The following is a 19,846-nucleotide window of genomic DNA, read 5'->3' as shown; positions in this document are numbered from 1 at the left end:
GGTGTGATTATGACTGAAAATATGACGATGCGTGAGGTGTGGGCGCACCAGTGTGCCAGCTACTCCGGGAAGGAATTCCTCGTTTTCGAGGATCCAGATACCGGCCAAGTTCTCACGTATACCTATGCACAATTTGACGTCATAACCAGCCGACTTAGCCACACACTCAGGAAATGCGGTGTCAATTTTGCCGATCGTGTGCTCGTATTGCTAGGAAACTCGGTGGAGTTTGTGGCAATGCACCTCGCGCTTGGCAAAATTGGCGCCGTCCTGGTGCCCATGAATGAGACGTCCTCAGCGGCAGAGCTTGCGCACTGTGTGGAGCTTACACGCCCGAAATTGTTGGTTACTATCGCTGAGCTCAAACAAGCTTTAGGCGATATGAGCAGTGATTTCCCTGTGCTGCACAGCTGTTTGGAGCGAGCTCTTCTGCTCAGTGTCGACGAGCAAGGTGATGTTTATGCCGCACCCGAAACGTACCAAGATAAGGGCACGACGGCGTCGTCACCTTTGGGGATGGAATCTGCGGTTGGTGAGCTGGAGAGTGTTCCTGCCCATGAGGAACTAGCCGAAATCATGATGACGTCGGGGACGACGTCCGAACCAAAAGGTGTAATGCTCACGCAGCACAACTATGTATTCTCAGGGCGGTACGTCAATTGGGAATTGGCGATGACGAGCAGGGATAGATATGCAACGGCTATGGCTGTATCACATGTGAATTTCCAGCTCTCGGCATTGCTTCCGGTAATTACCGCAGGTTGCACACTCGTGCTAATCAAACGGTATTCAGCGAAGTCGTTCTGGGGTAGCGTGCGCAGGCATCGTGCAACATTGGTTCAGTCAATGGCAATGATGGTGCGAACCATGTTGCGCCAGCCATTGGACAAGGACGAAAGCATGCACTGCGTGCGTGAAGTCCACTATTTCCTCCCGTTGCAAGATCACGAAAAAACGGCGTTTGAACAGCGCTTTGGTGTGCAGCTTCTCAACAATTACGGCTCTACTGAGTCGCTCGTTGGTGTGATTACCGATTATCCGCAAGGTGATCGGAATTGGCCGTCAATTGGGAAACCTGGCCCTGGATACCAAGTCGAGATTCGCAACGACTCCGGTGTGGCTGTGCCCGAGGGGGAATGCGGCACGCTGTGGATTCATGGCGAACCAGGAAAGACGCTCATGGCTGGATACTGGAACGATCCGCGGGCAACCGCACAAGTGATGGCGGATTGCTGGTATAACTCTGGGGATTTGGCTCGCGTTGATTCGCGTGGCTGGTTCTATTACCTCGGGCGCCGCTCTGAACTTATCAAACGCGCTGGTGAGAACATTTCTGCTTTGGAAGTAGAACGGGTGCTGGCACAGTGCCCGGGTGTGAACGAAGTGTGTGTGGTCGGCGTCCCCGATCCGATCCGCGATGAAGCTGTGAAAGCAGTGGTGGTCAAAGACGCCGATGCAATGCTCAGCAGCCAAGATGTGATCGAGTTTGCTAGCAAGCAACTCTCGTACTTCAAAGTGCCAACGGTGGTCACTTTTGTTGATGAACTCCCGCGCGGTCAGTACGGGAAAGTTCAACGGAAACTATTGAAATAACTACGAAAGGAAAACAATGGCTATCAACACTGAAATGGTGGGACAGACTTTTGGACCGTTCCCACACGACTACACATTCCGCGATCTTGAGCTTTTCGCACTCGGCTGTGGTGCGGGAATTGATGGAAAAGACGGTCTTGAATACCTCAACGAAGGCGACGAGCGCAATCCGCAACTCAAGGTACTCCCAATGTACGGTGCGATGCTAATTGTTGACTCCGCCGTCACACGTACTATCGACTACGGATACAACTATGCAGGATCTTTGCACTGGGGATTTGATATCAAATTCCATCAACCGATCACGAAGATGGCCGATCATATCGAGACTCACGTCAAGCTTGAAGGTTTGTATGATCGCGGCGAAGGACGTGGACTATTAGCGCAGCACATTGGCGATTCCTATGATTCAGACGGCAATCTGCTATTTACGAATGAGTCGTGGGATTGTTTGATTTACGACGGCGGATGGGGCGGACCAAAGCCGCCTAAGGATATCGTCGATATGCCCGAACGGCCTGCTGACGTGGAAGTATCAGAGCGAATTCCGGAAAATCAGGCATTGATTTACCGACTTTCGGGAGACTACCACCCACAGCATATCGATTGGGATTACGCAGCAGGAAACGATCAGCCACGGCCGATTTTGCATGCGATTTCCTACGCTGGCGTAGTGATGCGCCACGCGATCAATGCTTTTGTGCCAGGTGAGCCAGAGCGAATCAAGCGCTTTAAAACTCGCATCACCTCGCCAGTTCTTCCCGGAACCACTCTGACCACCAAGTTGTGGAAAGTGGGCGAGGGAGAATTGCGCTTCATGCTCGTTGACTCTGATGCGGAAGAAACTGGAGCAAAGCCACACCTCAACTGGGGAATTATTGAGTTCGACTAGGGAGAACGTTCATGAATAACGAGGTAGAAAGACCAGTAAAGCTAGACGATTTGCCCATGACACGATTTTTGAAGCGAGTCACGGCATATTCGAGTGGCGGGCCATTCCTTGAAGGATATGTGCTGGCTATCGTGGGTGTAGCGCTCGTGCCCATGGGCAAAGAGTTGCGTATCGACGCGCATTGGAGTGGGCTTATCGGTGTTGCTGCACTGCTCGGACTCTTTTTGGGTGCGTTTTTAGGTGGGTGGATTACCGATATTTTGGGCAGAAAGAAAATGTTTGTGCTCGATGTATTGGCTATTGCGCTGCTCTCTTTGCTGTGTTTCTTTCTTACTTCGCCATTTCAAGTGTTCTTGCTGAGATTCTTGATCGGTGTGGCAATCGGAGCCGATTATCCGATTGCCACATCGATGATCGCCGAATTTACACCTCGCCGGTATCGGGCAATTTCGATGGGAAGTATTGCTGCGGTGTGGTATCTGGGTGCGAATGTCGCTTACCTCGTTGGCTATTTCATGATTGATCTCGCTCATGGGTGGCGTTGGATGCTGGCGAGCTCGATCGTTCCATGCGTGATCATTTTGCTTGGTCGCTGGTCAATTCCAGAGTCTCCACGTTGGTTGCATTCCAAAGGGCGTACGGAGGAAGCTGAGGCGATCATGCGCTCAGTATTTGGCCGCCCAGTAATCATCGACGATGAAGTTGCCGAAAAAACGAAGCTCTCTACGATTTTCCGCCGTAACTATTTGTGGCGAGTTATCTTCGTAGCGGTGATTTGGCTTTGCCAAGCCATTCCGATGTTCGCGATCTACACGTATGGCCCGCAGATCATCAATCAATTTGGTTTAGGTGACGGAAAAGCGGCATTTATCGGTGAAATAGTGATCGGCATGTTCTTCTTGCTTGGCACGATCCCTGCAATGTTGCTCACTGAGCACTGGGGACGCCGCCCAGTGGTGATTTGGAGCTTCGTGATCATGACGCTGACCATGGCAATTCTCGGCTTCCTACCTGCTGGAGCGATGGCGGGAGTAATTTTGTGCTTCGTGATGTATGCCCTTGCTTCCGGTGGGCCAGGAAATCTCCAGTGGCTCTACCCAAACGAGCTTTTCCCAACGAGTGTGCGGGCGACGGCGATGGGCGTGGCTATGTCTCTTTCGCGCGTTGCAACTGTGGTGTCGATTTACGTGCTCCCAACGGCGCTTGAAAAATACGGACTCTCGGCCACGATGCTGGCAGGAGCCGTGATTTCGCTCTTGGGCTTGCTCGTTTCGATGGGGTGGGCTCCAGAAACCAAGGGTCTAACGCTCACTGAGACATCCGCAGCAGATTTTACCGGAAGAAAGAAGAAGTAGTTATGTTCGACGTATCTTCACTGCCGGTGGGAGATTACCGAGCGAATTGCTATGTGCTAAGCAATCGTGAGGGCGTTTTTCTCATCGATCCAGGAGCTGAACCACAGGTGTTGCGCGCGATTATTTCCGAATTGAACGTGCAGGGAATAATTCTCACGCACTGTCATTCTGACCATATTGGTGCTGTTAATCAGCTGCGAGAAGATACGGGTGCTCCGGTGTATATGGGAGCTGCGGACATTGCGGGGGCGGCCGATCCACGGGTTTCAGGATTCGCCGACGAAGGTAGTGACTATCGCGTTGAAGGCGTGGAGGTTGCGTTGCACGACGGCGATCGGATCACGTTGGGCGACGACGAACTGATCGTCGTCGAGACACCTGGGCACACGGTGGGCTCGATCTGTCTTTGGGAGCCAGCTGCGAATCGAATGTTTACAGGCGATACGCTCTTCTCCTATGGGTATGGTCGTACCGATTTTGCCACCGGCAACATACACCAAATGCGCCAGAGCCTTAGCAGATTGGCTGGATTTGCCCCAAACATTCATATTTTGCCAGGACACGGGCCAAGCACAATTCTTGCGGCTGAGTTTGGGCGCAATCCACTTTTGGTGAAGTCCGAGCAATCGGATCAACTCAAGTGGCTCGAAGCATCCGATACTCCGCAACAGAGTGTGCCCGTGAAACTGCCGCAGGAATGATGGAATGATTATGACACGATTCGTAGCATGCGCTCGTGGCTATCGTGGTGCAACACAGTTAGTTGGTCGTCCACGATTTCTGCAGCATAGCGGGGGAGTTTCCCGATGAAACACTCTACGTTATCTTGTGCCAGTTCAATGGAGCGGATGAGCACAGAACCAGCGATGGCATCGAGCAATCGGGTAGCTGATATCTCGGTCGGAATCTTGCCGCTGAGTTTCAACTCCCACAGTTCCTCACGTAATGCGCGGTTGCGCTGCCCGAATAAGTATTCATTCACTGTAGCCAGGGCGGGTGCTTGTGATGAGAATGCGTCGATTTGTACGCGCCGCACAGCCTTACCGTACTCGCCAAAGTACAGGTTAAGGCGGTACTCGGCTTCGTCGATCAGCATGGTGCGCACATCGACAGGTTTCACTTCCGGCACTCTAATCTTGTTTAGGAAAGCTGCCGGTAAGAGCACATCTTTGCTGGGCCAGCGCGAGTACAATGCCGATTTGCCGATTTTGGCTTCGGCAACCACGTTCGTGAGGTTGAAACTCGACCATCCGCATTCGCCATACAAGCGCAGTGTGGCATCCAAAATCTTGTTATCTGTTTCCACTCGGCGTGGGTGGAAATGCTGTGAAGGCACGGAGGTGAGATTCATATAAATCCCTACTTTCGATTCGAGTCTTGATTCAAGTGAATCACAATTCAATCATATCGTGACCGGACGAAAGTCGTGGTCACATTAGAAAAATAAACGGATTTGATCGCCGTCATCCAAAGGGGAGACGCCGGTGAAATACTGATGAAAGGAATGAAATGTCGGTTATTGTAGCGTATAAATATGCAGCTAATCCGCAGGATGCTGCTGTTGGTCAAGACGGCGTGGTGGATTGGTCGCGAGCCAAGGCTGGCGTGAGCGAGTATGATCCGGTAGCGATTTCGCTCGGACGTAACCTTGCTGATGCGCAAGGCGTGGAACTGATCGGAATCAGCGTGGGAACCGCCGAAGTGGCGACATCGAAGGCCACTAAAGCTGCGATGTCACGCGGATTCGACAAGGGTGTAGTGGTTGCCGATGACGCTACGGCAGAGTGGAACTCCACTCGTACCGCCCGTGCATTGGCGGCCCTCGTGGAGCGAGTAGCAGATGCAGACATTGTGATTACCGGTGATTCCTCAGTTGATGAAGGTGCACGTATGATGTCCGCGCTGGTGGCGGGCTTCCTTGGCTGGGCATGTTTCCAAGATGTGGTGTCAATCGACAAGACCGATGCTGGCTACACGCTCGTACAGCAGGTCAATGGCGGAACTCGCACCGTCGAAGTGTCCGGCTCGGTAGTAGTTTCGGCTGCATCTGATGCCTTGACGCCCAAAGTGCCGTCGATGAAAGAAATCTTGGCAGCTGGAAAGAAACCTGTTGAGGTAGTTCCGGCGGCCGACGTCGATCTGTCGGAGGCGAAAGTGACGGTACTTTCCCATGCTAAACCGGAGTTCAAAGAGCGTAAGAGCATTATTTTTGCCGGCGAAACTGCTGTTGCCGATGCTGTTGCAGCTTTGCGTGCAGACGGAATTCTTTAAGAGTTGAAGGAGAAAAACATGGCTAATTCGTGGATTATTTGTACAGATTCCCAGATCGCAAACCTCGTCAGCGTGGCACAGCAGGCCACCGGCGTCGTGAACGTTGTGGTTGTTGGTGACGCTCAGATTTCGGGTGTTGATCGCGTTATTCGTATCGCTGTGCCCGACGCCGTTCCCGCCGAAGCGCTGGCAGGTGCAGTTGCGAACGCCGTCGTTGCGCAAGCGGGAGACGTCGTTATTGCAGCTAATTCAGCTGCCGGACGTGTTTTTGCTGGTGCTGTGGCTGCCAAGTTGGATGCGCCAGTGCTCAACGGAGTTAAAGAGATTGCGTCCGGCTCAGCTAATTTGCTGCGTTTTGGAGGTATCTCTGCACAGAACGTGAGTTTTGATTCTGCCGTCGTAGTAGTGATGGAAGGAATCGGAGCTCTTGCTGATGGGGCTCAAGAAGCTGATGAAGCTGCTGGCGATGTTTACGCTGCAACTGTAACCAGCTCGAATGCTTCGGAAGCGAAGAAAGTAAACCTCGCAGCCGCGCGTCGTATTGTTGCTGCTGGCCGTGGCTTTGCCAAGGCTGAAGATTTGGAGTTGGCTCGCGAACTCGCCCAGACTCTCGATGCCGAACTTGGCTGCTCGCGGCCACTCGCTGAAGGTGCTGGTTGGCTAGAGCGCGACGCTTATGTGGGTATTTCTGGTCAGCACGTTGCTCCGGACATCTACGTTGCAGTGGGTATTTCTGGTCAGATTCAACACACTGCTGGAATGGTTGATTCTAAGACGGTTATTGCGATTAACAGCGACGATAAGGCGGTTATCTTCGAGAAAGCCGATTATGGAATCGTAGGAGATCTCTACACAGTTCTCCCTGAACTCGCACAAGCATTAAAGTAGGAGTCATGGCAGAAGAATACGATTTCGACGTAATCGTCGTTGGTGGCGGTGTAGCCGGATCCGTGTGCTCCTATCTCTTGGCGCAGGAAGGGCACGAGGTGCTCCTCATAGAGCGCGGTGTGGAACCGGGCTCAAAAAACCTCTCGGGCGGCATCTTCTACAGCCGCGTGATGGAGCAGATTTTCCCGACGTTCGTTGATGAAGCCCCTGTTGAACGAGTGATTACTCGCAATACGCTGAGCTTCATGAACGAAGAGTCCGTTGTAAATGTGGACTACTGGGACAAGCGGTTGGCGCAGCCGGTTAATGCTGTGAGCGTCTTGCGCGCGAAGCTTGATCCGTGGCTGACTGAGCAGTGTGAAGAGCTCGGTGTCACCGTGATGCCAGGCATTAAGGTAGACGAGCTGATCTGCGAAGACGGCGTTTTCGTTGGTGTTCGCGCTGGTGAAGATTCCTTGCGTGCTCGCGTTGTAGTGGCGGCCGACGGCGTCAACTCGTTTTTGTCGCAGTACGCTGGGGTGCGCGCCAAAGAACCTGCTGCGCATTTCGGAGTGGGCGTTAAATCGGTGATTCGCATCGGCGAAGAAAAAATCAAAGAACGCTTCAACCTTACCGACAACGAAGGTGCTGCATACGCCGTCGTTGGTGATTGTACGCAAGGTGTTGCGGGCGGTGGCTTCATGTACACCAATAAGGATTCGATCTCTATTGGTGTGGTGATGATGCTTGAGGATCTACAAAAGAGTGGTTTGGCTTCTGCCGATATTCACGATCATTTTGTGACGCATCCGTTCATCGCTCCGTTCCTCGAAGACGGTGAGTTGCTCGAATACGGTTGCCATTTGGTTGCCGAGGGTGGCAAAGCGATGCAGCACGATTTGGTGCGCAACGGTTTGGTGGTGATTGGCGACGCCGCAGGCTTCACCTTGAATACTGGCCTCACCGTGCGCGGCATGGACTTAGCGGCTGAAAGTGCTCGTTGCGCCGCGAAAGCAATTTCGCAGGCACTCAAAGCGGGCGATTACTCGCAACCAGCTCTGGAAGCCTACTTGACTCAGTACGAGGAAAGCTGGCTCGGCAAGGACATGGATACCTTCAAACGGGCACCGCACTTCTTAGAGAACACGAAGGAAATGTATGGCGACGTAGGTAAACTGCTCGCCGATACTTTCTACGGCATGTATAACCATGACTTGACGCCACGCAAACGAATTCTGAGTTCTGCTCTGGGCGCGTTCAAGAAGTCAAAGCTGTCTGTGTTCCGGGTGGCAAAGATAGCAATCGATGCAGTTAGGGCGATGTGATGACTAAGTATGAACCAGGAACAGTTGCGGCTCGTTTGGGCTCCAACGTGTATGAGACTGACGAAGAATATTCGCACATCGAAGTAAATCAAGAGCTGGCAAAGGTAACCGGAGCAGGCAAGGTGCTTGTTCAGGTGTGCCCGGCTCGTGTGTATGCGCAAGAAGCTGACGGCTCGATTTCAGTTGAATATGCTGCGTGCTTGGAGTGCGGAACCTGCTTGGCAGTAGCGCCACCGGGCGTGCTCAAATGGCATTACCCGCAAAGCTCAATGGGAATTGTGTTCCGCGAGGGCTGAGCTGGACTCGGCGCGTGAGCTGAGCTCGGTTACGCGAGCGACGTATTGAGAAAACTGAGTGTGTGAATGTGACTTTCGCACACTCAGTTTTTCTCTTCGTGCAAAAACGATACACTTATACAGTTGCCTCGGCGAGGGAATAGCTCTGTATTGCCAATATTGGTGCGATGTGGCTGATAGTCGTAGCTGGTAAGCTACCGCGGGTTGCGTCGTCGCTATAACAAACCGCGTTACGAATCGCGGTCTGGGAAATACGTTGAGCAAATGAGCGTCTGTAAGACGGCGTTCATGTTCCGTTATCGACGCGGTGTCTATGCTCCTGCGTAGCCTCCGTACTGAGGCCGGTCAAAACAAAAAGGAGATAGACATGGCAGACGTCATTAAAGCTGAGAAGCGCGAGAGCTTTGGTAAGGGTGCATCCCGCCAGCTTCGCCGCGAAAACCGCACCCCAGCCGTTCTTTACGGCTTCGATGCAGATCCACTACACCTTTCGTTTGATGCACATGAGATTTTCATGGCTGTGCGTGGAAATGCAAACGCTCTTCTCACCATCGAACTCGATGGCAAGAAGCAGCTCGCACTAGTCAAGGACGTGCAGCGCAATCCACTTTCGCGCATCATCGAGCACGTGGATTTGCTCCGCGTAAAGGCAAACCAGAAGGTGGACGTTGAAGTTCCAATCGTCACCGAAGGTGAGCCATTTGCTGGCGCCGTTGCAGCAGTTGAGCTGCTCACACTCCCTGTGCTCGCTCCTGCAAACGCAATTCCAGAGCAGATCACAGTGTCGGTGGAAGGCGTTGAGGACGGAACCACGATCCGCGTGGCTGACCTCGAACTCCCAGAAGACGTTGAGACCTCGGTTGATCCAGAAGCTCCAGTGATCGCGGTGTCGATCCCAGTTGTTGAGCTCGAAGAAGAAACTGAAGCTGGCGAAGAAGCAGAAGAAGCTGAGGCTACTGAAGCTGAGTGAAGCTAGCATTTGAGCTGGTCACGCCCCGTGTGTGGCTAAACTCGATGAAGTAAACTTCAATGGAGGCCTACCTATCTTTGGGTAGGTCTCCATGCATTTTCCCGCCATATGAGCGAAAATTGATACGTTACCAGAGCGTGAAGGAGAGAGCGTGTACACCATCATTGGTTTAGGTAATCCGGGTCCGCGATACGAAAAGACGCGGCACAATGTGGGACACATGGTGATTGACGAGCTCGTGAACCGCATTGGTACGAAGCTCTCCGACCATAAGCAGTCCAATACCCGCGCCGCCTCAGCGCGCCTCGGGGTAGCTCCTGGAGCGCCTGGTGAGCAGGTGATTCTTGCTGTGTCGAAGTCCTATATGAACACCTCTGGCGGCCCAGTAAAAGCGCTCATGAATTATTTCAACGCGCCAGTTGAGGGCCTTATTGTTGTGCACGACGAACTTGATCTCCCTTTTGGAACGTTGAAGCTCAAACGCGGTGGGGGAGAAGGCGGGCATAACGGTCTGAAATCCATTTCGCAGTCATTGGGCACAAAAGATTACATCCGCTTGCGTTTTGGGGTTGGGCGTCCGCCTGGCCGGCAGGATCCCGCAGACTTTGTGCTCGGTGAGTTTTCCGCAACGGAACGCAAAGAAATGCCGTTCCTGATTTCGGACGCTGCAGACGCCGTCGTCGATATCCTCGAACGCGGTTTAGAAACTGCGCAAATGCGCCTACACACAGCGTAAACATGCAGCAAAATACCGCAGTGCCCAACAAATCGCCTAATATATCTCCACAAACTTAACGGACAGGCTCATGGATCTTCATCCTATTCTCGATTTCATTTCGCAACAGACGCGCATCGACACTTTGGACGCGGAGCGTTTCGTGGACATTGACGTGCCACGTGGTGCGACGGCGCCGATGCTCGCCCTTCTTGCAGGAGCTCAGGACGGCGCAGTGCGGCCCTTGCAGGTGGCGGTCACGGCTTCGGATCGCGACGCCGAGCAACTCGCTGCGGAACTTGCGATGTTCCTACCTGCGGATTCGGTTGAAATCTTTCCGTCGTGGGAGACCTTGCCTCACGAGCGGCTGTCGCCGCGTTCGGATACTGTGGCGCAACGGCTCAAAGTGCTGCGTTGTTTAGCGCATCCGGAAGAGTTTCCCGAGCTAAAAGTGTTAGTGGTGTCCGCTCGCGCACTCCTGCAGCCCATCGTTGCAGGCCTTGGCGAGTTACGACCTGTGCGTTTGCGAGTAGGCGATATTCGCGACCTCGCTGAGCTGCAAGAGGACCTCGTTAACGCGGCCTACGCGCACGTAGATATGGTGGAAAACCGTGGGGAATTTGCTGTTCGTGGCGGGATCATCGACATTTTCCCTCCAACGGAACCGCATCCGCTCCGAGTCGAGTTTTTTGGCGACGAAATAGAAGAAATCCGGCAGTTTTCAGTGGCAGATCAGCGCTCCTTGGACGAGGTTTCCGAGGTATATGCACCTGCTTGCCGCGAAATTTTGCTTTCCGAAGACGTTCGCTCGCGTGCCGCAGCAGCATTGCCGCAGTTCCCAGGCGCAGTCGATATGCTCGACAAAATTGCCCAAGGAATTGCCGTGGAGGGAATGGAGTCATTGACTCCGATCTTGGTTGAGAAAATGGTGCCGCTGGTAGGGGAGTTCCCAGCTGGCTCACGCATCGTACTCGTGGAGCCTGAACGGATTCGCACTCATGCAGAGTCGCTCATGGCTACAACGGAAGAATTTTTGGCGGCGGCATGGTCAAGCGCTGCGGCAGGTGGAAAAGTGCCGGTTAACGTTGATTCGGCATCGTTTGCAAGCCTGAGCCAGACTCGCGCTGCGGCCGTGGAATTCGGCCTTGACTGGTGGTCTTTAGGTGCTTTTGCAGGGGAAACGGTAATTTCTTTTGGATGGAGTGAACCGCAGAATTACTCTGGCAAGGTTGAGGAAGCGCTTGCGGATTTGGGCAAGCGCGCTCGCGAGGGCTGGCGAATTGTGGTTGCCGTTGAAGGCGCTGGCCTTGGACGGCGCTTATTTGAGCAGTTCTCGGACTTGGACGTGCCGGCGCGAATCGTGGAGCGGTTCGACGGCGAGCTGCAACCCGGCGTCGTCAATATCGTAACGGCACAGCTCGCAACGGGATTCGTGTGCGAGGACGCGAAATTTGGGGTATTTTCGGCTCGTGATTTGATGTCGCGTGTGCGTGGCACTTTACGTGACCAGCGCAATATGCCAAAGCGCCGGAAGAAAACCGTGGATCCGCTCGCGCTTAAACCTGGCGATTACGTGGTACATGAGCGGCACGGTGTGGCTCAGTTTGTAAAATTGGCAAAACGTTCGTTGGGTGGCCCAGGTGGTACACAACGCGAATACGTGGTGCTGGAGTACTCGGCGTCGAAACGGGGTGGGCCACGCGATCAGCTCTGGGTTCCTACCGATCAGCTCGATCAGGTGAGCAAATACTCGGGCGGCGATGCGCCGTCGCTCAATAAAATGGGTGGCGCAGACTGGGCAAAGACGAAAGCGAAAGCGCGTGCGGCAGTGCGTCAGATCGCCAAGGAACTCATCCGTCTCTATGCGCAGCGCAGGGCGACGCGCGGGCACGCATTTGCGCCCGATACGCCCTGGCAGCGTGAACTCGAGGATGCTTTCGAATTTGTGGAGACGCCCGATCAGCTCTCCACGATTGAGGAAGTCAAGCGGGATATGGAATCGCTTGAGCCAATGGATCGCCTGATTTCCGGCGATGTTGGCTACGGAAAGACGGAAATTGCCGTGCGAGCAGCATTTAAGGCTGTTCAGGACGGTATGCAGGTGGCGGTACTCGTGCCTACCACGCTGCTGGCACAGCAGCACGTTGAAACCTTTAAGGAGCGTTACGCCGGCTTCCCAGTTAACGTTGAGATTCTCTCGCGTTTTCAGACGGCGAAAGAAACCGACGCCGTGAAAAAGGGTATTTCTGCTGGCAAAGTCGATGTAGTGATCGGTACTCACAAACTCATCACAGGCGATGTGCGATTCAAGAACCTCGGCTTGGTGATTATCGACGAAGAGCAGCGCTTTGGCGTGGAACACAAAGAAACACTCAAGCAGTTGTATCCAACTGTGGATGTGCTGGCCATGAGTGCGACGCCGATTCCACGCACGCTCGAAATGGCGGTGACGGGAATTCGGCAGATGTCTACGCTGGCCACGCCGCCGGAGGAACGCCATCCAATCCTCACCTATGTGGGTGCTCATGAATTAAAGCAGGTATCGGCAGCAATCAAGCGGGAGCTTTTGCGAGATGGTCAGGTATTTTACGTGCACAATCGCACGGAAAGTATCGATAAGGTGGCAATGCAACTCGGCGAGCTCGTGCCCGAAGCGCGCATCGGCGTCGCCCACGGAAAGATGAGCGAGTATCAACTCGAGAGCGTGATTCAGCAGTTCTGGGACAAAGAGATTGACGTGCTCGTATGTACCACGATTGTGGAAACGGGCTTGGACATCTCGAATGCGAATACGTTGATTGTTGAAGACGCGCAGAAGCTGGGGCTATCGCAGTTGCACCAGTTGCGCGGGCGCGTGGGGCGTGGTCGCGAGCGCGCTTATGCGTATTTCTTGTATCCGCCGGAGAAAGCGATGACGGAGACGGCGATTGAGCGCTTGCGTACGATCGCTTCACATACTGAGTTGGGTGCGGGCATCCAGGTGGCGCTCAAGGATTTGGAGATTCGCGGTGCCGGTAATTTGCTTGGCGGCGAACAATCTGGGCATATCGCTGGTGTGGGCTTTGACCTGTATCTTCGTATGGTGTCGGAAGCGGTTGCCCAGCTTACCGGGCAAGATAGCCGATCTGAGGAGGAGAAGCACGCGGACGTGCGCATTGAACTGCCGCTTGATGCGTTCGTTCCACAAAATTGGGTGAGTTCGGAGCGCTTGCGTCTGGAAATCTACACCAAGATCGCGCAGACGACGAATGAAACGGAACGCTCCGACGTCGCCAATGAGCTGGTGGATCGTTATGGAAACATTCCGATTGAGGTGGAGCGACTCTTCCGCTTGGCGCGTTTGCGCGAACAGGCGCGGGGCGTGGGGATCGAGGAAATCACCATGCAAGGGCGAAATATTCGTTTTGCGCCGGTGCAGTTGCCGGATTCGCGGCAGGCGCGATTGAAGCGTTTGTATCCGCGCGCCGTGGTTAAGCCTGCTGTGCGTGCCCTGCTCGTTCCCGTGCCAGATGCCGACGGCGGGCGCATGCTTGGAGCCGAAAAACCGCTGGACAACGACGAAATTATGGACTTTGTGGAGACCTTGATCCACGCGGTGTTTGTGGCGGGCTGATTTCCCCTACGGGTGAATTTCTTTGCCAGATGTGTTGAACGGTGGGAAAAACCCGCCACTTGTAGGACAATAGAAAGTGGATGGGCGCGCTTATGCGGGTCAAACGTCCGAGTTCTCTCGCGGCAATCGCGGTAGAATACAAGTTGTCATGTATCCACCTTATAGAAGGAGTCCTTGTGGCAAATATTGAGGCCGTAGCCTCCCGTGAAATTCTCGATTCCCGTGGAAACCCAACCGTTGAGGTTGAAGTTCTGCTCGACGACGGCACATTTGCCCGCGCCGCAGTTCCTTCAGGCGCTTCCACAGGTGCGTTCGAAGCTGTTGAGCGTCGTGACGGCGATGACTCCCGTTACCTCGGTAAGGGTGTTCAGGATGCCGTAGAAGCTGTTACGGAAATTATTGAACCAGAGATCATCGGCTTTGCAGCTAACGATCAGCGTCTGCTCGATCAGACCCTCATCGACCTTGACGGTACTGCAAACAAGGGCAAGATTGGTGCAAACGCTATCCTCGGCGTCTCCCTTGCTGTTGCTAAGGCTGCTGCTGAATCGGCAGGTCTTCCACTGTACGCATACTTGGGTGGACCAAATGCTCACACCCTCCCAGTTCCAATGATGAACATCCTCAACGGTGGATCGCACGCTGATTCCAACGTTGATATCCAGGAGTTCATGATTGCTCCTATCGGCGCTCCAACTTTCAAAGAGTCGCTGCGCTGGGGTGCTGAGGTTTACCACGCTCTGAAGTCCGTGCTCAAGCAGCGCGGTTTGTCCACCGGCCTTGGTGACGAGGGCGGTTTCGCACCAAACCTCGAGTCCAACGCTGCAGCTCTCGACCTTATCATCGAGGCAATCGAGAAGGCTGGCTTGGCTCCAGGCGCTGATGTAGCACTTGCTCTTGACGTTGCTTCCACCGAGTTCTTCAAGGATGGTGGCTACCAGTTCGAAGGTGGCATCAAGTCCACCGACGAGATGGTTGCTTACTACGAGAAGCTCGTGGCTGATTACCCACTCGTTTCCATTGAGGATCCACTCTCCGAAGATGAGTGGGATGCTTGGGTAGCTCTCACTGCTCAGATCGGTGATCGCGTACAGCTCGTGGGCGACGATCTCTTTGTGACCAACCCAGAGCGTCTTGCTAAGGGCATCGAGATGGGTGCTGCTAACGCACTGCTCGTTAAGGTGAACCAGATTGGTACCTTGACCGAGACCCTCGAAGCTGTTGAGACCGCACACCGCGCTGGCTACAAGTCGATGACCTCGCACCGTTCGGGCGAAACCGAGGACGTTACAATTGCTGATCTTGCAGTTGCAACCAACTCTGGTCAGATCAAGACTGGCGCTCCTGCACGTGGCGAGCGTGTGAACAAGTACAACCAGCTTCTTCGCATTGAGGACGAGCTTGATGATGCAGCAGTATACGCTGGTCGTTCGGCATTTCCTCGCTTCAAGAAGTGATGCTTTGAACTAGGTTTATAACCTAAGAAAGAGGGCGGGAATTCCCGCCCTCTTTTGTGAAATGCTCCCCGGAAGTTGGACTGGTTAATTCGGTTATTTCTTCTGGGGAGCATTTCAATTGCTACTCTGACCTGCCCCTCTTTCTTTGGCTCTCTTCTCTTTTCTTTATCCCTTCTCGAGTCTTTGTTGCCCTAACTTAGGCGCGGGCTTGTTCATCGCGCTATATACGCGCGATACATAAAGGATCGCCTAAGTTAGGGCACGCTTTATGTGGTATCGGCATGCCACTACTTAGTTAATTTCGAGAATGTTTGCCGGCTCACCAGGTTTGAATACACCACGTGCGCCAATAGACCTTTAGACTAGTCCTATGAGTTCGCGCCCACCTGCACCACGTCGTTCTTCGCAATCGGGGAACGATCCTTCTGCGCGCAATCAGCGAATTACTCGACCAGTCCGCGGTACAGAAGCTGCACCGGCTGAGGGAGGCAAACTTGCGGCAGGGGCTCGTGGCAAGGAAACGACGCGCGGTAAGCAGCCGCCGCGCGATAATCAAGCTACGCGCGATACTAGAACTCGCCGCGGCGAAAGCCAAGTTCAGGGGGCGCGTCCGGTGCGCGCTGTGCGTCCTGGTCGCGGCGAAAGCCCAATGAGTGGAGGTCGTCCGGTACGCGCCGAACGTCCGGTACGTAGCAAGCAGCCGGCACGAGCAGCGAATAATGGACGTACACCAACTCGCGGAAATAATGACCCAGACGCAAGCTCCCGCACAGCACAAACGGTACGCGCTCGCACAGCACAAACGGAACGCGCTCGCACCCTAGAAACCATGCCCGAAACTAGCGCTGCAACTACATCCGCAGCGAAACGCCGTCGATCCGGTCGTGACTGGAATGTGGTTCTTTCAGGCTCGGAGCGCACGCGCCAGTTTTCCGTGCGTCTTGCCCTTGTGATCGCAGCCGTGATGATCGGCGTCTTCATTGTTTCTTCGCCGTTGCGTGGTTACATCGCTCAGCAGGAAGAAAAGCGTGAGCTACTCTCGACGCTCGACCATCGAAAAGAGCGAGTGCAAGAGCTGGAGCAGCAGCTCGCACTTTGGAACGACCCGCAGTATATTCAGTCCCAAGCGCGACAGCGGCTCGGCTACGTTCTTCCTGGTCAGACCCTTTATACGGTGGATCCGCAGGCGATAGCTGGTGCCCAGCCGAAGGAGCAGGAACAGCTCGCTGAGCTTAACAAAGAGCGCCGTGCCGCCACGCCTTTCTATATGACGATGTGGGATTCGATCTCCATTGCTGGTCAATCTGGCAAGGTAGATAACCCCTCGAACGTACCTGTTATCGACAAAACTAAGTAGCATTTTGCTCAATCGCCCTGAGCTAATGCCATAAATGGAGATCAAATGACTGTTTTGGATGCAAGAAATATTAGTCTTGACGTGTTGCGCCAGATTGCGTGCAATGCTTCGCTCGTTGGCCACAACGATCGGGAAATCCTCACTGAGCAGCTTGGCCGTGACCCACGTGGGCTGGTTGGCATCGGCGCGCGTTGTGCATGCGGCGCACCTGCTGTGACGATTACTTTTCCGCGTCTGCCCGACGGTAGCCCATTCCCGACCTTGTTTTATCTTTCGCTTCCGTCGCTGGTGAAGGAGATTTCGCGCATCGAAAGCGCAGGCGGTATGGCTCCTTTCAACCAGCGTTTGCACGACGACGCCGATCTACTCGCCTCCCATGAAAAAGCGCACCACAGCTATGTGGAGCGTCGCGATCTGCTTGAGGTTATTCCAGAACTCGGGGGTAAATCTGCTGGTGGTATGCCTGATCGTGTGAAGTGTCTGCATGCGTTGGCGGGGTATGCGTTGGCGGTAGGACGCGGCGTGTGTCCGATTGGTGACGAAGCGCTAGATATGGCGGGTTGGGATCCCGAGGTTTGCCGCTGCAAAGAAGTAGCTGACGACGAGTAAGTCTCGCTTTAGTCGAGGAATTTGAGGGTAGCGGCACTCGCCACGATTTTTGGCGGGAGGCGCATGGCAAAGTAGTGGTTATGAGAGTTGCTGGAATTGATTGCGGAACGAATTCGATTCGTTTGCTGATTGCGGATACTGGTACACAGTCTCACGCAGGTGAATTAACAGATGTGGTACGCACGATGAAGGTTGTGCGGCTCGGTGCTGGAGTTGATCGTACCGGTGAATTTGACGCTACAGCTTTGGCGCGCACGTTAGACGCGGTGAGTGAGTACGCGCAGTTGTGTGCCGAGCATGGCGTGGAATCGATTCGTTTTGCTGCTACATCGGCCACTCGCGACGCTCGTAACCGCGATGAGTTTATCGACGGCGTCGTGGCGCTTCTTGGTGTGGAGCCACAGGTGCTATCGGGGCAAGAGGAAGCAACTACCAGTTTTGCGGGGGCGATTTCGGCTCGCGGAAGTGAATCGGCGTCACCCTTGATTGCGGTCGATCTGGGCGGTGGCTCTACTGAGATTGCCTTGGGGACTGCTGATGGAAAGATTATTTCCGCATTTTCGATGGACGTCGGGTGCGTGCGTATGCACGAACGGCATTTGCAAAGTGATCCGGTTCAGGAGCAACAGATCCAGGCGGCGCGTATTGATGTTCGTGATTGGCTTGATCGCGCCGAAGAAGTGGTTGATTTAGGTCAAGCACGAGCTGTGATTGGCTTGGCTGGTAGTGTTACCACGATTACGGCGTTGGCTCTTGGCCTTGATGAATATGATCCGAAGCGAATTCACGGGACGGCTTTAACGCTTGAAGAAACTGATCGTGCTTGTGAATGGTTCATCCGGTCTACTGCGCAAGAGCGTGAAAAACTTGGTTTTATGCACCCTGGCAGGGTGGATGTGATCAATGCGGGAGCCTTGGTTTGGCAAGAGGTTGTGCGGAGGATTGCTCAACGTATGGATGAAGCAGGGCATGTTCTTGAGCATGTGACCACCTCAGAGCACGATATTCTCGATGGCTTGGCACTGTGGGCTGCACGTGACCCTAATAAACCACGTATCGGTGAGTGATTTTACCGATTCTTAGTCGCTCGGACTCATCGACGTATGAATTTCAGTGCGCACGGCATACCGGTTACGCCACTTCGAACGCGCCGCGAGCACCGCGCCACCGACGATAGCCGAGAGAAGCGTGCCTACAAGCACGGCGATACGCGAATGTGGCTCGTGGGGGTCGCTGGCAGGGAATGAAAGCGTGGCGATGAGCAGCGAAACTGTAAAACCAATTCCTGCCACGAGCGACACGGGAATGATGTCAAGCATGTTGATACCACGCCCAAGCTTGAGCTTGAACAATTTCACCATGATAAATACGCCGCCGCTGATGCCGAGCATCTTTCCGAGCGGCAAACCAAGGTAAATTCCCATTGCCACTGGATCAACGATCATCTCTCGGAAACCGCCGGTATCCACCACATTCACACCAGATGCGAAGAAAGCGAAGATAGGTAGGATGAATCCCGCTGAGTAAAAATCGATTTTTGAGGCGAAGTGGTGGGTGAGTGATTCGCGCTCAGATTTGCGCTGGATAGCAGGCACAACCATACCTAATGCCACGCCCGCAATGGTTGCATGCACACCGGAAAGGTGCATGAGATACCAGGCAAGTATGCCGAGCGGCCAGAGGAAATATGCCTTGGTAATGCGTTTTTGAACGAGAAATCCAAATAGTGCAATAACTGCCACGGCAAGCGCCAAGGCAATAAAATTCAAGCTTCCGGCAAAGAATACGGCAATGAGCACGATGCCTAGAAGGTCGTCAACCACGGCGAGCGTCATTAAGAATGTGCGAATTGCTGGTGGCAGACCCTTGCCAAAAAGTCCGAGCACTGCGAGCGCAAATGCAATATCGGTGGCCACCGGCACAGCCCAACCGCCATAATTACCCGAACCAGAAATAACCTGGATAAGCACATAAACGAGGATTGGTCCGATCATTCCGCAGACGGCGGCGAGGATCGGTACGAGGGCGCGGCGCACGTCGCGTAATGATCCAGTTGTGAATTCTTCTTTGAGTTCGAGGCCGACGACGAAGAAAAAGATCGCCAAGAGCCCGTCCGCTGCCCATTCTGCTAGGCTGAGATTGAGGTGAATTGCTGAGATTCCAACGGTAGTTTCCGAGATCGTCGCGTATGCTTCGCGTGCCGCGCTATTAGGGAAATTTGCCCAAATGAGCGCAATGACTGCAGCTAAAATCAGCATGAGTCCTGCGAATGTCTCACTGTGAAGGGCTCTGCGGTATCGTCCGATAAGGGTTGGTCGTTTAGACACCTTATGTCTCACTTCCGTTTTGATAGCGGGCTTGCTTGTGCGTGCTGAGAAAATAACGGGAATAGTAAAGTGAAATTTAATATTTCCATACTCAACCTAAAACTTACTCTAGTATTTTTTGCCGCAAACTTGTAAGTTCGCTAACGAATGAGACGAAATGCGAATATTTTGCGATTTCTCGATTTCTCTCAGCAAGGAC

17 protein-coding genes are annotated in these 19,846 nt (G+C 53.8%); 15 read left to right on the top strand and 2 right to left on the bottom strand.

Annotated features, from left to right (window positions below):
* Positions 1 to 9 precede the first annotated feature (9 nt).
* Genes EZJ44_RS00845 through EZJ44_RS00830 form a run of 4 tightly spaced genes read left to right on the top strand, consistent with a single transcriptional unit; the run spans position 10 to position 4,541 of the window.
* Positions 10 to 1,593, top strand: coding sequence for an AMP-binding protein (locus EZJ44_RS00845; RefSeq protein ID WP_131279180.1), 1,584 nt, complete (start codon positions 10 to 12; stop codon positions 1,591 to 1,593).
* A gap of 16 nt (positions 1,594 to 1,609) precedes the next feature.
* Entirely contained in the window at positions 1,610 to 2,485 is an 876-nt protein-coding gene (locus tag EZJ44_RS00840; RefSeq protein ID WP_131279178.1) for a MaoC/PaaZ C-terminal domain-containing protein, read from the top strand.
* Positions 2,486 to 2,496: 11 nt separating this feature from the next.
* Positions 2,497 to 3,840, top strand: a complete 1,344-nt coding sequence (locus tag EZJ44_RS00835; RefSeq protein ID WP_131279176.1) for an MFS transporter — start codon at positions 2,497 to 2,499, stop codon at positions 3,838 to 3,840.
* Between the two features lie 2 nt (positions 3,841 to 3,842).
* On the top strand, positions 3,843 to 4,541 hold the full coding sequence (locus EZJ44_RS00830; RefSeq protein WP_131279174.1) for an MBL fold metallo-hydrolase: 699 nt from the start codon (positions 3,843 to 3,845) through the stop codon (positions 4,539 to 4,541).
* An 8-nt stretch (positions 4,542 to 4,549) separates the two neighbouring features.
* On the opposite strand, the gene EZJ44_RS00825 is transcribed toward EZJ44_RS00830, so the two are convergent.
* Positions 4,550 to 5,191, bottom strand: a complete 642-nt coding sequence (locus tag EZJ44_RS00825; RefSeq protein ID WP_131279172.1) for a TetR/AcrR family transcriptional regulator — start codon at positions 5,189 to 5,191, stop codon at positions 4,550 to 4,552.
* Positions 5,192 to 5,349: 158 nt separating this feature from the next.
* Between EZJ44_RS00825 and EZJ44_RS00820 the strand changes: the two genes are divergently transcribed.
* The 11 genes from EZJ44_RS00820 (at position 5,350) to EZJ44_RS00770 (ending at position 18,387) form a co-directional block, all read left to right on the top strand.
* On the top strand, positions 5,350 to 6,111 hold the full coding sequence (locus EZJ44_RS00820) for an electron transfer flavoprotein subunit beta/FixA family protein (protein ID WP_131279170.1): 762 nt from the start codon (positions 5,350 to 5,352) through the stop codon (positions 6,109 to 6,111).
* 18 nt (positions 6,112 to 6,129) lie between these two features.
* Complete coding sequence (locus tag EZJ44_RS00815) at positions 6,130 to 6,999, top strand: electron transfer flavoprotein subunit alpha/FixB family protein (RefSeq protein WP_131279167.1); 870 nt, start codon at positions 6,130 to 6,132, stop codon at positions 6,997 to 6,999.
* A 5-nt stretch (positions 7,000 to 7,004) separates the two neighbouring features.
* The gene (locus EZJ44_RS00810; RefSeq protein WP_131279165.1) at positions 7,005 to 8,303 is read left to right on the top strand and encodes an FAD-dependent oxidoreductase; all 1,299 of its coding nucleotides are present in this window, start codon (positions 7,005 to 7,007) and stop codon (positions 8,301 to 8,303) included.
* Positions 8,303 to 8,599 (top strand): ferredoxin family protein, encoded by a 297-nt coding sequence (locus EZJ44_RS00805; RefSeq protein ID WP_131279163.1) that lies wholly within the window; start codon positions 8,303 to 8,305, stop codon positions 8,597 to 8,599. The genes EZJ44_RS00810 and EZJ44_RS00805 overlap by 1 nt, the downstream gene beginning before the upstream one ends.
* A gap of 367 nt (positions 8,600 to 8,966) precedes the next feature.
* Positions 8,967 to 9,569 (top strand): 50S ribosomal protein L25/general stress protein Ctc, encoded by a 603-nt coding sequence (locus tag EZJ44_RS00800; RefSeq protein WP_131279161.1) that lies wholly within the window; start codon positions 8,967 to 8,969, stop codon positions 9,567 to 9,569.
* Between the two features lie 151 nt (positions 9,570 to 9,720).
* Positions 9,721 to 10,305 carry an aminoacyl-tRNA hydrolase gene (pth, locus tag EZJ44_RS00795; RefSeq protein WP_131279159.1) on the top strand — a complete coding sequence of 195 codons (585 nt, stop codon included), beginning with the start codon at positions 9,721 to 9,723 and terminating at the stop codon, positions 10,303 to 10,305.
* A 70-nt stretch (positions 10,306 to 10,375) separates the two neighbouring features.
* Positions 10,376 to 13,897, top strand: coding sequence for a transcription-repair coupling factor (gene mfd / locus EZJ44_RS00790; protein WP_131279157.1), 3,522 nt, complete (start codon positions 10,376 to 10,378; stop codon positions 13,895 to 13,897).
* 176 nt (positions 13,898 to 14,073) lie between these two features.
* Positions 14,074 to 15,354, top strand: coding sequence for a phosphopyruvate hydratase (gene eno, locus EZJ44_RS00785; protein ID WP_131279155.1), 1,281 nt, complete (start codon positions 14,074 to 14,076; stop codon positions 15,352 to 15,354).
* Between the two features lie 370 nt (positions 15,355 to 15,724).
* A complete protein-coding gene (locus EZJ44_RS00780) occupies positions 15,725 to 16,711 on the top strand; it encodes a septum formation initiator family protein (protein ID WP_131279153.1) in 987 nt (328 codons plus the stop codon).
* Between the two features lie 45 nt (positions 16,712 to 16,756).
* Positions 16,757 to 17,320 carry a DUF501 domain-containing protein gene (locus EZJ44_RS00775; protein ID WP_131279151.1) on the top strand — a complete coding sequence of 188 codons (564 nt, stop codon included), beginning with the start codon at positions 16,757 to 16,759 and terminating at the stop codon, positions 17,318 to 17,320.
* An 80-nt stretch (positions 17,321 to 17,400) separates the two neighbouring features.
* Complete coding sequence (locus EZJ44_RS00770) at positions 17,401 to 18,387, top strand: Ppx/GppA phosphatase family protein (protein WP_131279148.1); 987 nt, start codon at positions 17,401 to 17,403, stop codon at positions 18,385 to 18,387.
* 12 nt (positions 18,388 to 18,399) lie between these two features.
* On the opposite strand, the gene nhaA is transcribed toward EZJ44_RS00770, so the two are convergent.
* On the bottom strand, positions 18,400 to 19,647 hold the full coding sequence (gene nhaA, locus EZJ44_RS00765) for a Na+/H+ antiporter NhaA (protein ID WP_241658538.1): 1,248 nt from the start codon (positions 19,645 to 19,647) through the stop codon (positions 18,400 to 18,402).
* Positions 19,648 to 19,846: the final 199 nt, after the last annotated feature.

It is taken from the genome of Arcanobacterium bovis (assembly GCF_004331995.1).
Classification (GTDB): Bacteria; Actinomycetota; Actinomycetes; order Actinomycetales; family Actinomycetaceae; genus Arcanobacterium_A; species Arcanobacterium_A bovis.
The sequence above is the reverse complement of the archived record's forward strand: the minus strand, read 5'-3'. Positions and strand labels throughout refer to the sequence as shown.